Annotated in this window: 11 protein-coding genes, 1 pseudogene and 1 riboswitch; of the genes and pseudogenes, 5 read left to right on the forward strand and 7 right to left on the reverse strand. The window is 45.2% G+C overall.

The window, feature by feature from the left end; all coding sequences use genetic code 11:
- The first annotated feature begins 194 nt into the window (after positions 1–194).
- Complete coding sequence (locus tag JCM2765_RS13640; protein ID WP_054737213.1) at positions 195–698, forward strand: phosphatidylglycerophosphatase A family protein; 504 nt, start codon at positions 195–197, stop codon at positions 696–698.
- 534 nt (positions 699–1232) lie between these two features.
- On the opposite strand, the gene JCM2765_RS13645 is transcribed toward JCM2765_RS13640, so the two are convergent.
- Positions 1233–1439, reverse strand: coding sequence for a MerR family transcriptional regulator (locus JCM2765_RS13645; protein WP_054737204.1), 207 nt, complete (start codon positions 1437–1439; stop codon positions 1233–1235).
- Positions 1440–1957: 518 nt separating this feature from the next.
- Here JCM2765_RS13645 and zwf point away from each other — a divergent pair.
- Positions 1958–3430, forward strand: coding sequence for a glucose-6-phosphate dehydrogenase (zwf, locus tag JCM2765_RS13650; RefSeq protein ID WP_054737205.1), 1473 nt, complete (start codon positions 1958–1960; stop codon positions 3428–3430).
- A 201-nt stretch (positions 3431–3631) separates the two neighbouring features.
- Here zwf and JCM2765_RS13655 read toward each other — a convergent pair whose 3' ends face one another.
- On the reverse strand, positions 3632–4525 hold the full coding sequence (locus JCM2765_RS13655) for a LysR family transcriptional regulator (protein ID WP_162231422.1): 894 nt from the start codon (positions 4523–4525) through the stop codon (positions 3632–3634).
- Positions 4526–4740: 215 nt separating this feature from the next.
- Here JCM2765_RS13655 and JCM2765_RS13660 point away from each other — a divergent pair, with 215 nt between their 5' ends.
- The 3 genes and pseudogenes from JCM2765_RS13660 to cobT all read left to right on the forward strand — a co-directional run bounded on the left by JCM2765_RS13660 (position 4741) and on the right by cobT (position 9850).
- Entirely contained in the window at positions 4741–5700 is a 960-nt protein-coding gene (locus tag JCM2765_RS13660) for an NmrA family NAD(P)-binding protein (protein ID WP_054737207.1), read from the forward strand.
- Between the two features lie 626 nt (positions 5701–6326).
- Positions 6327–7763 carry an NADP-dependent phosphogluconate dehydrogenase gene (gnd, locus tag JCM2765_RS13665; RefSeq protein ID WP_054737208.1) on the forward strand — a complete coding sequence of 479 codons (1437 nt, stop codon included), beginning with the start codon at positions 6327–6329 and terminating at the stop codon, positions 7761–7763.
- Positions 7764–8861: 1098 nt separating this feature from the next.
- Positions 8862–9850, forward strand: a pseudogene (gene cobT / locus JCM2765_RS13670) (nicotinate-nucleotide--dimethylbenzimidazole phosphoribosyltransferase).
- A gap of 64 nt (positions 9851–9914) precedes the next feature.
- On the opposite strand, the gene JCM2765_RS18825 reads toward cobT, so the two are convergent.
- The 5 genes from JCM2765_RS18825 to JCM2765_RS13690 all read right to left on the reverse strand — a co-directional run bounded on the left by JCM2765_RS18825 (position 9915) and on the right by JCM2765_RS13690 (position 14299).
- The gene (locus JCM2765_RS18825; protein WP_263849464.1) at positions 9915–10043 is read right to left on the reverse strand and encodes a hypothetical protein; all 129 of its coding nucleotides are present in this window, start codon (positions 10041–10043) and stop codon (positions 9915–9917) included.
- Positions 10043–10330 carry a VanZ family protein gene (locus JCM2765_RS13675; RefSeq protein ID WP_082405150.1) on the reverse strand — a complete coding sequence of 96 codons (288 nt, stop codon included), beginning with the start codon at positions 10328–10330 and terminating at the stop codon, positions 10043–10045. The genes JCM2765_RS18825 and JCM2765_RS13675 overlap by 1 nt, the downstream gene beginning before the upstream one ends.
- A gap of 254 nt (positions 10331–10584) precedes the next feature.
- Positions 10585–11226 carry an SDR family oxidoreductase gene (locus tag JCM2765_RS13680; protein ID WP_054737210.1) on the reverse strand — a complete coding sequence of 214 codons (642 nt, stop codon included), beginning with the start codon at positions 11224–11226 and terminating at the stop codon, positions 10585–10587.
- A 440-nt stretch (positions 11227–11666) separates the two neighbouring features.
- A complete protein-coding gene (locus tag JCM2765_RS13685; protein ID WP_054737211.1) occupies positions 11667–12020 on the reverse strand; it encodes a hypothetical protein in 354 nt (117 codons plus the stop codon).
- Positions 12021–12178: 158 nt separating this feature from the next.
- Positions 12179–12344: riboswitch (M-box (ykoK) riboswitch) on the forward strand.
- A 641-nt stretch (positions 12345–12985) separates the two neighbouring features.
- Positions 12986–14299 (reverse strand): dicarboxylate/amino acid:cation symporter, encoded by a 1314-nt coding sequence (locus tag JCM2765_RS13690; RefSeq protein WP_054737212.1) that lies wholly within the window; start codon positions 14297–14299, stop codon positions 12986–12988.
- Between the last annotated feature and the right edge of the window lie 229 nt (positions 14300–14528).

The raw sequence follows: 14528 nt of genomic DNA on the forward strand, positions 1-14528 counted from the left end.
ACAAGCCCGGGCGCTTTCACCGAGTCTCCCTTACACAGAGCTCTCTAACCGCTTCGTTCCGCACTCTCTCCAATTTGACAACCCACCCTCCGACACCCATAATTTATACCATCAGGGTCAATAAGCCCGTTATCCAACATTATTGAGATTACTATCCGGGCAACGTCCCGGTTGAAACTGAAAGGATGATGAAGTTGAACAACCGAAACTTTAAGTATCCAGATACTGCCGCTTATAAGAGCGTCATTGATTATTTCACCGAAAAAAACATTACCATAGAAGATATCGCCTCGATCACGTACGGTATGCAACGCCAGTACGTGCCTGAATTACAGGAAAGCGAAGCCGTCGATGCCGTCATCGACGTGCTTCACAAACGTGAGGTTCTCAACAACGCCATGGTTGGGATTGCCCTTGATCAATTGGCAACTAAAGAGTTACTCCCCCAACCACTTCAAAGCATTGTTGAAAACGACAGTGGCGTCTTCGGCGTTGACGAACTCCTAGCCGAAGGGGGCATCTCCGGGATCTACGGTAAGATTGCCACTACTAACTTTGGTTACTTAGACCGTGAAAAACACGGTATCTTAAAACGTCTCGACACTGTTAAGGGCAAGGGCATTAATACGTTTTTGGACGATATTATCGCGGCCGTGGCTGCGGCGGCGGGGTCGAAGATTGCGCATAAGTATGCATAGTGTGAAACGAGGCGTTTAAAGACCGGAGCATAAGCCCCGCTTGCCAGAAACTCCGGTTTTTGGGGTTTGTGGTGAGCGGGGCTTATGTGCAGGTCTTTGCCTCGTTTTACACGTTTCGGCGCGGTGGCCTGAAGGCTCGTGGTTAACTGTTCGTCATTTTGGGATGAACCCCAAGAAGACACAGGGTACCTAGCGCCGAAAATCGGCTGCCAAGTTGCGCTATCTAGCGTTAACCTAACAATCCAATACTAAAAAACAAAGGTACCGCAACCTCCTCATATCATGAAAGTTGCGGTACCTTTGTTTTTATATTGCTTAATGTTTGTAGGTTTAGCTTGGTTTGACGTAGTGTGCGTGGGTTACTGCTATTGAGTTGAAATGCGTTTCGCTCACTGTGCATTGCTGTCCTCGAGCCGAAACGTGTTCCACAAAACTGAAAGCTGCACCTAAGCCACTTCCGACACAAAGCCGAAAACCACGCCTTTCTGTCGGAAGTGGCTTAGGCTCCGCTTTCAACCCGTTTTGTTCCACACTCTACTTCTCACAAATCGCCATCAAATCCTTCAACTCATCCGCTGATGATCCGTTCTCAACGAAACAGTCCACCATATCCAGCCAGTAGAGGTCTTGATCCGAAAACAACTGGGCTGGATCCTTACATGGTAAAAGTCCCGCCTGCGTGTATGCCGCGACGGTTTCTGTCGCAAGGCCAGCCCGTTTGGCTAATTGTTCCAGTGTCATGGTAAGATCCTATCCTTTCACAAAATCAAAGATAGTTTACACTCATTTAGATAAAAAGCAATCCTTTTCGCCAGACCCTCATCAGAAACTTAAAATTGCCAAATAATTGAAATTCTGCCACCGCCTTAACGCCTGACCACCAAGCCGATTCCTTGCATCACACCTTAAAGCACGGTATTCTATCATTGTGCGCGGTCTTTCGCGGTTTTACCGTAATGGTTTGGACCGATTTTCATTGCATCACGCATTCTTTGACAACCCTTTCATTTAGAAAACCATTTTCTTTAAATTTTCTTTCAAAACTGTTGTTTTCTATGAAAGCTTATTTCATATAGTGTTATAACGTGTATTTTGTACAACTAGTTAACTAGGTAATAAAAACTTTTCGTAATTCCCTTTTTTTACCTAGATTTTGTTATATAATAACTTCGAAGCAAGTGGTCTAGACGAGATGACTTTAGTTGTCTACTAGACCACTTGAAGACTACGAATCTATTTAACCTTAAGGAGTGACTGTATTGGCTACAGAACGAACTGCACTATTTCTCTTCTTCGGCGGTACCGGTGACCTAGCATACCGGAAGTTATATCCGTCATTATTTAACTTATACAAGAAAGGGACGCTCCGCGAACACTTTGCTGTTTTAGGAACTTCTCGTAACAAATTAACGGATCAACAATTCCAAGACGCAGTCCGTAAATCAATCGGGACTGACAAGTCTGACAAGGAAGCTGAAACGTTCATCTCCCACTTCGCTTACGAAGCCCACGATGTTACTGATCAAGCACACTACTCCGTTTTACGTGACCGCGCTAACGAACTTGATAAGAAGTTCAAGTTAGACGGCAACCGTCTCTTCTACCTTTCATTAGCACCAACTTTCTTCGGAACAGTTGCTGGCTTCTTGAAGAGCGAAGGCTTAACGGATACCAAAGGCTTCAACCGTTTGGTCATTGAAAAGCCATTTGGTCGTGACTTCGAATCAGCTCAAAAATTAAACGACGCCCTCAGCAAGTCATTTGAAGAAGAACAAATCTTCCGGATCGACCACTACTTAGGGAAAGAAATGATTCAAAACATTGAAGCCGTTCGTTTCGGCAACACGTTGGTTGAATCACTCTGGAACAACCGTTACATCGATAACATCCAAGTTACCCTATCTGAAAAGCTTGGGGTCGAAGAACGGGCTTCCTACTACGATAACTCCGGTGCTTTGCGTGACATGGTTCAAAACCACATTATGCAAATCGTCAGCCTCTTGGCAATGGAACAACCCGTTTCATTTACCGACGTTGATATCCGGGCTGAAAAGGTGAAGGCTTTACGGTCATTACGTGTTTACAACGTAGCCGAAGCTTCAACTAACTTCGTTCGTGGCCAATATGGTGCCGGCGATGACCAACGTGCTTACCGTGACGAGGACAATGTCCCTCACGACTCAACCAACGATACCTTCGTTGCTGGGAAGTTGTTATTCGACAACTACCGCTGGTCAGGTACCCCATTCTACATCCGGACTGGGAAGATGCTTGCTGACAAGTTCACCCGCGTGGACGTTGTCTTCAAGAAGCCATTGATCGACCTCTTCTCATTCCCACAAAACCACAACGCCCCATTGGAAGCTAACGTGTTAACGATGTACATCGAACCACACGCCGGCTTCTCCCTTCGTTTGAACGCCAAGACTAACGGTCAAGGTTTCCAAACTGCCCCAATCGACTTGGACTACTTCGTGGACGCTGAAGATTCTAAAGCAACGCCAGAACCATACGAACGTCTCTTGCACGATGCAATGAAGGGTGACGGTACCAACTTCTCAAGTTGGCAAGAAGTTTCCTACGCATGGCGCTTCGTGGATCAAATTCGCAAGGTTTGGGACTTGCAACAACCACAGTTCCCTAACTACACCCCAGGTTCAATGGGCCCAGCAGCTGCTGACGAATTGATCACCCGTGACCACCGTCAATGGGTTTACCGTTTAAACCATTAATTTAACGAATTAAACTGATAATAGCACCGTAACTTCCAACTGGGAGTTACGGTGCTATTTTTTCGTTCCGAGTACTTTAGATTTAACTATCCAAATAAACTTATATGCCGAAATCTGAGTTTCGACGCTTTAATTTGGAAAATTGATAATCATCGGCTTGTCCATTAGTTTCTTTTTACTTCGACCCACCAAAAAATAAGCCTAAGCTTGATACAAATCGCTAATATGTTGGGCAGTTTTTAAAAAAGGTTTTATCAGTTTTTTTTGTGATGATTTCAAATACGCTAAACCATAGCAAAGCGTTGTATCGTTCATAAACGGCTTTACAGTAATTTCATTATCAGCACTAATTATCATATCTGGTAAAACGGAAATTCCCAATCCACTTTTAAGCATCGTGTGGCAAATTAGCAAAGAATCAGCTATCAAATACTTTGCATCAGGACAAAGACGTTTAATTTCCTTTTGCAATGTCGCCTGCTTTGGCGGACAAAACTGATCATCTAACAAAATAATGGTTTCGTTCTTCATGTTTTGCATGGTAACAACTTTTCTTCTAGCTAGATAATGATTATTTGGTAGTGCACAAATAAAATGACCAAAAATCAACGGTGTAAACGCAATATCTGGTAGTTTTTCGATACTATCTTCAGTTTGAAAAATCAAATCGCAATCAAATGATTGGAGTTTTTCTTTTAATACGTTGTGGTTTAAGTTTAGTAAATTAAATCGTGGCTTAATGTGAGTTGAATTAAACCGTTTTATCATCTCAGAAATATATCGTAATTCAAAGTCGGTACCAGTGTACCCAATTGTCAATGCATTTTGTGTCTGATCGTTCGCTTTTTGAGCACGTTCAACCGCTAAATCATACTTTCTAATGACAGATTGAATATCATTGTAAAAGATTATGCCGCTCTCGGTTAAAACAACTCTACGATTAGTTCTGTTGAATAAGCTCACATCTAATTCACCTTCAAGCGACCTAACAATTTGCGAAATTGCTGATTGCGTCAAATTCACGTTTTTAGCTGTTTGTGTAAAATTTAGCGTTTCAGCTAAATCAATAAACACTTTTAGATACTCTATTTTCACGATAAAGTCATCCTTTTCAAACCTAACTTGCGGTAACGGGCCAAACAACACGCGTTAACTACTCTCTTTGTATAGTTAAAATTTTCCACTAGTAATGCCCTATTTCAATATTCACTTTAATAAGCGTTCCTAATTATACATTAAAAACCAGAATTATTACTAACATTAGGCTGTGATAACATGAGCTTGTTAAATAAATAAAAGAGGTGGACCCAATGAGATATATCGTTTGTGGAGCAGATGGTAAACTGGCTGGCCGTATTGCAGAAAATATGATTAAAGCGGTTGGCGGTAACAAGTTAACCTTTACTGTTTGGAATAAAAAATTCGTTTCATCAGAAAAGCTACAACGTTGGGAAAAGGAAGGTGTTAGCGTCTTCGAAGCAAATTATGATGACGTTGACTCACTTAGAAAAGCATTTAAAGGCGGCGATAGAGTCTATATCGTCTCTGGGTTAGAAGTTGGCAAACGTGTCCAGCAACATAAAAATGCGATTGATGTCGCGATTGAACAAGGAATTTCACACATTACGTATAGTTCATTTGTTGGTGCAACTGATCCCGCATATGCGCATTTGGAAGTCACGCCAGATCACACGGCAACTGAAAATTATTTAAAATCTACCGGACACCCATATACGGCCGTTCGAAACAGTTTATATTTGGAAAATTATCTGACCATGTACCCTATGTTGGCTAGAATGAGTAATGATGTGTGGGCAAGCACTGCAATGGAAGGCCGCGCAACACTTGTTGCAAAAGATGATGCCGCCGCTGCAGCAACGGCCGTCTTACTCGGAAAAGGCGGTAATAAAACCTCGTTTAACGTTTTTGGCTCAGAATCAATTTCTGTTCGCGAACTATGTGACCTTGTCAACGAAGTCTCTGGTATGCACCTAGTTTATGACCCAGTCCCTGACGAAGAATATTATCAATATTTAGAGAAACTCCACATACCACGTGCTATTACTGGCGACTTTTCTAAATCACCCGTACCATTCTCTGGCAATGATATCGTTTCAAACGACGCATCTATCAGGGACGGATTGCTTGATATTAAGTCTGATGATGTAGCGCTCCTAACCGGTCATCCGGCAAAAACCGCACGTGATATTGTCATGGATTCAGCTTATGTTTGGGAAGATAATGTTACAAATTGGTCTCAGATGCGTTAAACTAGTGGCCTTTTAGGATTATAACTAACTAACAATATTGTCCGTTTATTACTTCTAGTCACTAAAGTTTAATAGGCATCCTGAATTTGAGACTACTTCAAATAAAAAGCAGGTAAATTGAGCGAGACAAAACTTGTTTAGATTCCAGAATATAAGCAAATAACCCGTGGATTTCTAATTTTGAATCCACGGGTTATTTGCTTACACTCTAAGGCCTGAGTTTTGGCGTATGATTCAGCAACGTTTGGTAGTCATTGACGTTTAGATTAAATAACGGTCTCGAAAAATTTTTAACTAGCTCTGAGTCAAGAAATCAGTTCGATACTTATCGATACGGACTTTCTTCTCAACCTCATTTTGCATTCCAAATTCCTCAAGCAACCTAATTGACAGATAATCCGACTTTGTGAATCAACTTTTCGACCTTCACAAGGTCCAATTTAGACCTCAGATTCAGTTAATTTTCAAAAAAATCTCAATTCTGAAAACTTTGACACAACGGTGATACTGGCTGTTTTTAGAACTGAATTCCAAGTCTGAAGAAGTGGTTTCGCTTCACAAATACATTGTGAACTGTTAAACTATAACCGTATTCGAATTAATTTCTCATTAAAGGAAGGTTTGTAATGGCTGATAAAAAAGCAAACATCGGTGTTGTCGGAATGGCTGTCATGGGCAAGAACTTAGCCCTGAACATTGAAAGCCGCGGCTTCACTGTCGGAATTTATAACCGTTCTGCTTCAAAGACTGATCAAGTGATGAAGGATCACAGCGAAAAGAAGCTGGTCCCAAGTCACACAATTGAAGAATTCGTAAACTCTTTGGAAAAACCTCGTCGGATCCTCTTGATGGTCAAAGCTGGTAAGCCAACTGACGCCGTTATTGACGAATTATTGCCACTCCTTGATAAGGGTGACGTCTTGATTGACGGTGGGAACACCAACTTCCACGACACCATGGCGCGTAACGCTAAGTTGGATGCTTCCGGCATCAACTTTATCGGCATGGGCGTTTCTGGTGGTGAATTGGGTGCCCTCCAAGGTCCTTCTTTGATGCCAGGTGGCCAAAAAGAAGCCTACGATTTAGTTGCCCCAATCTTGGAACAAATCTCAGCTAAGGCCCCTCAAGATGGCAAGCCTTGTGTGACCTACATCGGCCCTAACGGTGCTGGCCACTACGTTAAGATGGTCCACAACGGTATCGAATACGGTGATGAAGAATTAATTGATGAAAGTTACAACATCATGCGCAACGTGTTAAACATCTCCGTTGATGACATGGCTGACATCTTCACTGAATGGAACAAGGGTGAACTTGATAGCTACTTGATCGAAATCACCGCTGACATCCTGTCACGTAAGGATGACTTAGGCGACGACAAGACCAAGCCAATCGTTGACATGATCTTAGACCGTGGGAACAACAAAGGGACTGGTAAGTGGAGTTCCGAAGACGCTTTAGCCGTCCAAGTCCCACAATCAGTGATCACTGAAGCCGTTTATGCCCGTTACATCTCAATGATGAAGGACGAACGGGTTGCTGCTTCTAAAGTCTTGGCTGCGCCTAAGGCTCAAGAAGAAATCGGTGACCAAAAGGAAATGGTTGAAAAGATTCGCCAAGCCCTCTTCTTCAGTAAGATCATGAGTTACGCCCAAGGATTTGAACAACTTCGGTTCGCTTCCGACGCTAACAACTGGAACTTACAATATGGTGAACTTGCCCAAATCTGGCGTGCAGGTTGCATCATCCGGGCCCGTTTCTTGCAAAACATCACGGACGCCTACGACAAGAACCCAGATTTGACGAACTTGTTGTTTGACGACTACTTCAAGGACATTACTGCCAAATACCAAGAAGCTACTCGTGACGTTGTTGCCTTGGCCGTTAAGATGGGTGTCCCAGTTCCTGGTTTCAGTGCTGCCATCACCTACTACGACTCATACCGTTCCGAAGTCTTGCCAGCTAACTTGCTACAAGCACAACGGGATTACTTCGGTGCTCACACCTACGAACGGACTGACCGCGACGGGATGTATCACTACCCATGGTATGAAGAACAATAAACTTGATTTGATTGAAGGCATCTCATTTGTTTGGGGTGTCTTTTTGTTTACGCTTGTGTCCAACGTAAGCATGTATAGTTTGTGAAATTCAGTGATTCTGGTTTTGTATAGTGGAAAGATGCCGCGGGAGGCTCCGGCGCTATGCGAGGCTGGAACGTGGTGGCTCGCTCCGGAGCTAGGAATGGAAGAAGCCCACTTCCATGCCGGATCTCCTCCGTCTCGCGTATGACATAAGGCACTCGCACCCCGAAGCCCGCGGGGCACGACTGCCTAAGTCATACCGACACCACTGAGCCTCGCGCGCCTCCGCCTCCCGCTACATGGTGCGCTGTCAGTAACAGAACTGCTGACTGTCACAATCTGAAGTTAACGGAACTGCGTGATGGCAAGCAATTACTCGACAACTGCAGACGCGTAACCGCAATGGACCAACGATCGTGTAAAACTAATCTGCGAGTTATGCGCTACGTTCACGTGAACTTACTGCAGTTGTGCTGATATTCAGCCATTGCAATATATGAATCGCTGATTGCTGATTATCACCGTCAGTCGTTGTAATTTCGTAGTCAACCGTGCAGTTAGACACTTGAGATGTTCTACAATACTGCCGAATTGCGCCAACGTAAGATTTCGGTAAGTGGCTAGGTGGATGCTGTGTCGCGATGATTGGTGGTTGTTGGTGCCCTTCCGACAACCGCCAATCATCGGGGACAAATGTAAGACTCGCACGGGTTTTGGCGAGACTTACATTTGAGGCCTGAGACCGCCCTTCGGCTCAGACCGGCCCCACAGCAGGAACCTAGCCGCTTACCGGAATCGTAAGTCTACACAAATCACCGCACTTCACAAACTGAACAGCAGAATGCTTACACTGGACACAAACGACAGCACAAAAAGTACAAATTCAAAAGATAAAACCAATTCTGCACAACCATCTTACAAACCAACCCCGCCATCTTGTCGAACCACCAGCCCGCCCCTTGAATCATAACGCGCCTGATGTTAAATTAACGCCAACATCACTACCATCTAGGAGGCGTCACCATGTTCAATCCACGACCACAAGATGCTCCAATCGACACGCAAGCACAAGCTCAGATGAAAACTAAACTTGACCAGTTAGCTAAACCAGTTGGCGGTTTAGGGCAATTAGAAACGCTGGCAATTAAATTAGCCGGTATCGAAGGCACCGCTGACCTGCAAACGGCTAAGCGGTGCTGTCTGGTATTTGCCGGCGATCACGGGGTTGAAAAAGCTGGTGTCTCCTCAACGCCTCGAAAAGTGACCTGGGTACAATCGCTCAATACGTTGGCGGGTCACACGACCGTTGCGAGCTTGGCCAAGGCGAATCGCTGTCAGGTTAAGGTCGTTGATGTCGGCGTGGATCATGATTTAAGCGGCACTGGTGTCATCGATAAAAAGGTCAACTGGGGCACTCAAAACATGGTGACGTCCCCCGCCATGACCCGCGACGAGGCGCTTCAAGCCCTCCAAGCGGGTTACGATGTTGCGCTTGACAGCATCCGTGAGGGCAATCAGCTGTTGCTGGTTGGTGAACTCGGTATCGGCAACACGACGCCCGCCGCAGCCATGATCAGCGTCCTCCTTCAGATTCCAGCCGCAACCGTCGTGGGTCGGGGTTCCGTGATTTCTGATCAACGGTTGATTCATAAAACCCGGGTGGTGGAAGATGCCATTATTAACTGGCAACCTGATCCGACTGATCCAATTGACGTTCTTAGTAAAGTTGGCGGCTTTGAGATTGGGGCCAAGGCCGGTGCAATGCTATGTGCGGCTGAACACGGCGTGCCGTTGATTTTAGATGCTTTTTATCCTACGCCGGGGCAGTTCTGACCGAAAAATTAGTGCCAGGAACAACGCAGCATTTAATCGCCTCGCACTTCTCCCGTGAAACGGGCTCAAAGCTTGCCCTCGACTGGCTTGGCTTAACGCCACTTCTCGATTTACAAATGGCGGTTGGCGAAGGCAGTGGCGCCGTACTCCTACTCGGTCTCATCGATTCACTACAGTCCGTTTTAGCGAATATGAACACCCTTGATGACATTGCGGTCCAGTTCAAAGACTAACTAAAAAGCACCTTCGACCGGCCAATTCTAGGCCCTCTCGAAGGTGCTTTTCCATTTGTTATGCTTAAGCGTGCTTAATGGTTTGAACGGCTGGCCGCTTCACCATGAAGAACTGAACCACTCGTCGGAACGGCGTCCGTTTGAGTAGTGCGACGGCGTAGTAGCCGATCACAACCCCAGCGGCATTGGTCATCACATCGTTGATATCGACCAGCGTGACATGTGCAACACGGTGTCAAGAACGAACTGGGTGCTTTCGATGGCAGTCCCCATCAAAACACCGATCAGCAAGATGCGCCAACCCGACCATTTTTTAAACAGCGCCAGATAGACACCCATCGGCACCATCATTACGATGTTCATGTAGAAATCGAGTTCGATGCCCCGGAACGGAATCGGATTCGTTGGCACTACCCCGACCCAAACCGGCTCCATTGTTGGAATGATCCCATAGGCGAATGAGGTTGGTGTTAACGTCAGGTAGCCACAACGGTCAGGTAGATTCCCAACGTGACGATGGTCACCAGCTCACCGGCCCCGCGCCGTCGACTGGTCAGTACACCCATCCCAATCAAAACGGCTAAAACATATGCTAAATACGGTAACCACTGTGCATGGCATCGCCCCTCCTTTGAATTTAAAAAAGGCTCATTCTCACTGAGCCTTCAAACCTGTATCGACTAGTTGTTACTATAATACGATTCGCACCTTAACGCTAGGTTAAATCGCCGAGCTTAAGCGTTTTTTAACGCTGTTTCAATCGGTGTATCACCGGTAATGAGTGGTACCGTCTTTTTAATGGTTGCGGGTTCGTTCAACGCCGCCACAACCGTGCTAGCAACGTCATCGCGGGCCACAGAGCCACCTTCAACACCAGTTGTATCAATCTTACCGGTGCCATCTTCAAACGTCAACGCGCCCGGTTCAATGATCGTATAGTCCAGGTTGGTCCGGTAGCGTAACCATTCATCCGCGTAGAATTTAGCGGCGTAGTATGGCCGAATGCTATCGCTCCAACGGTTCCGATCTTCAGCAAACAGCGCACTAACCAGAACGTACCGTTTGATACCGGCAATTTCAGCCGCCTGCATACTCTTAACGGCCCCATCAAGGTCGATCAGCAACGTCATATCATCGCCAGTCTTACCACCAGAACCAGCAGTGAAGACCACGGCATCAAACTCATCGAGGGTAACCCCCATTTCTTCTGGTCGCCCAAGTAAATCAAAGTGAGCCGTCTTAATATCACGATCTTCAAAAAAGGCCGCTTGTTCCGGCTTACGAATCCCAGCGACGACTTCATCGCCCCGATCAGCTAACTTAGTTGCAATTAATCGGCCGACGTTCCCATTAGCCCCGATTACAAATACTTTCATGTTTTTGCCTCCTCAAGCGGAATCAACGTTGATCGTCAACTCCAACTCGTCCGTTTTAACGTGCCCGGTTCACTCAAACCAAGCATCGCAATACCTGTAATAATAACCGACTACTATTATAGAAGCAATTCAATCGGCTTATAAAATCAAAAATTTTGGCTGCATTTCTAAACTTAAGCTTCGTTTAAGGTACCACGACTATTCTTATAACCGTAGTAACAAACTACTACATCCTTTAATCATATAGAGTATCGGCTTACTAGGCAAAACCGACTCTAATCCAATTTCCCCTACAATTGGATCTAATCTACTTTTCAACCCCAATAAAAAAGCGGCCACCAACGTGGTCGTTTTTTTGTGTGAAAAAACGTCGCGCAAGTTCATTCCGTAGCCGACAGATTTCCCGTTTTGGTTGGTTATTTCGGTCAGATCCAGGGTAATTAAAGCCCTGGTTTAATGGCGTCGTACTGTTCTTGATACCAGTCTTCATAATCGTGGTGGTTAGCCATTGCCCCGTTCTCCAAGAACGATTCGTTAATCGCATTCAAGATATTGCCAAATAACTGACTATCGTTCTCGACTAGAAAGGCTTGTAACCGTGCGGGATGAAAACTCCGGTTTTGTTGAATATCATGGTTGATCTGTTCAATTTCATATTGAATTGGAAATTCCGTTAGAATTTCCAAGCTACCATGTCGGTATTCTTTCAAATAAAACTGGCAAAAATCATCCACTGCACGTTGTTTGGCCGATTCACTTAACTGATCAAATAAAACGACACCTGGCTGTAACACGTTTACCACTCCCTGTTCAATTTTAGCTGTTATAACAACCGTCCCTTTCATTATAGTGCTTTTTCAAGTGAATGGTAAATTTACGCTGTGCGTCATCATTCAGCGTTGCATATCACTTGCCAGCGACTGGATTTCTGCGTATACTAATAATTAGAAATAGAATAAGCCGTTAGGTGAGGCTCCTATACGGAAAACGCTACTGCTCAGAAACGTCGAAAAACGCCAATGAGTCAGCTGTCCGAGTTAAAAAAAGGCTCGGTCTAATGTAGCTGTTATCTGATAACTACGCCGTATAGTGCTAAAGCTCAACGATTGGCTATAACAACCCCTAGTGGGTTATTTGAGACGACCTTAAGGACGCTCAGCCAGTTGTTGGCTGAGCGTTTTTCGCGCCTAACGCACGGCAACTAAAACTGGAGGTGAGGCATATGACAACTGAAAATTATGATCCCGGATCGTCGTCCTATCACGCGCGCCAGGGAAAGCGAGCAGTCGGTGCCTCACACCAGAGGTCACCATTCTAGCAACCTGCTAACTGTTGACTTTCCCGGCCCCAATTCCGACGATTTGAGCTGAATGGTGACAGACGACCTACTGTTTCTTCTCTGTGACGGGTGTTGCGATCCGTTTAATAAGCAGAGTTCCTGAACGACCTCGTTAGTAGTCGTCACCGTCCCCAGCCGAATGTATTGGGAAAGTCAGTTAGCAGGTTTAGTTTCGGTACCAGATTGGCTATTTGGCAGTGACGTGCCAGCCAAAGTGCTTCACCGCGGGGGGAACTTCGCGGGGAAATTAAGCACTGCCTAACTTCAGTATCACTACGTCAGGCACTTCAGTCTCAAACGTTGTCCAGATCAATTTTACTATAACGCCCTCAACATCTGTAACGGTCACAAAGCAAGCATCGCTTGATGGGAATCAACCGCACTTGACTACCGACCCGATGACGATGGCACCAAAAAGCGTTACGGCACATGCCGTAACGCTTTTAAATTACGCTTTTTTTCGATCAAACGTCGCCGCAAAGGCATCGCTTTATCTTCATCGAATTCTTTTTCGGATTTACCGATAATCACTGAGGCCAGTGAGTTCCCGACAACGTTAACCGCCGTCCGAGCCATATCCACTAACCGGTCAATACCAGCAATAAAGGTTAGCCCAGCCATTGGCACCCCAATGGTTGAAATCGTAGCCAGCAACACCACGAAGGAGGCACCAGGCACCCCGGCCATCCCTTTAGAGGTAATCATCAAGACAACAACCAGCGTGATTTGTTGACCAATGCTCAAGTGAATGTGATAAGCCTGAGCAAGGAACAACGCAGCCAGTGATTGATAAATGGCTGACCCGTCCAAGTTAAACGTGTACCCGGTTGGGATAACAAAGGAAACGATCCCTTGGCTCACCCCGAATTTATCCATCTTATCAATGATCCGAGGTAAGGCCGCTTCTGAACTGGCCGTTGAGAAAGCCAACACAGCTTCATCCTTAATCACTTTAAGCAGCGTAAAGATGTTGAGCTTAAACAGCTTAGCAACCAGCCCCATCACAACTAAGACAAACACCACCATCGTCGCATAAACCAACAGGATAAAATACCCTAGTGGCAGTAACGCCGAAAGTCCCATTTGCGCAATGGTGACCCCAATCAGGGCACAAACCCCAATTGGTGCGGTATGCATGACCCAGTTCGTCACCTTAAACATGACTTCTGAAACGGCCTGCAAGAAATCAATAATGATCTTACCCTGCTTGCCAATTGCGGCCGTCCCTAAGCCAAAGAAGACGCTGAAGAAGATCACTGGCATCATATCACCAGTACTCAGGGCACTAAAGATGTTGGTTGGAATAATGCCCATCAACGTTGCCCAGATACCACTATTGTGCTTGGCTTGGTTAGCCGTTTGCACGTACTGACTAATATCTTGGGAATGTAGTGAGTGGATATTAATGAAATCCCCAGGTCGGAAAACATTGGCAACGATCAACCCTAGAATAATTGCAACGGTTGTCATCAATTCGAAGTAAATTAGGGTTTTACCACCAATTCGACCAAGCTTCTTAATATCCCCCATGTTCGCAATCCCAACCGTTAAACACGACACCACGATTGGTAACACGATCATTTGAATCAGACTAATAAACATCGTCCCAATATTTTGCATAGCCGTAATTGCTGTCTTGTTCTGGTAGAAGACCACCCCTAGCACGATCCCCAATGCCAGACCAATTAAAATCTGCCAACCTAGCGTCAGCCGATACGGTCGATAACGTTTCATTATAAAGCCTCTCAATCTACATCATTATTAAAACCATCTTTATCATTTTAGCATATTCTTAGGAAAGCAGTGCCCTATTTCGGCAAAAGTTTACTAGTATACGATGCTTTTTAGCAAATTAGCTACACTGATAGTGGTAATGTCTTAATTATGAGAAGTCATTCAAAGCCTAGGTCGTTTAACTGTCTCAACGCTGTTTAACGGCATCAAAAAAGCCGTTGATCTTAAT

Origin of the sequence: Secundilactobacillus similis DSM 23365 = JCM 2765 (genome assembly GCF_001311075.1) — a bacterium.
In the GTDB taxonomy this organism is placed as follows: domain Bacteria; phylum Bacillota; class Bacilli; order Lactobacillales; family Lactobacillaceae; genus Secundilactobacillus; species Secundilactobacillus similis.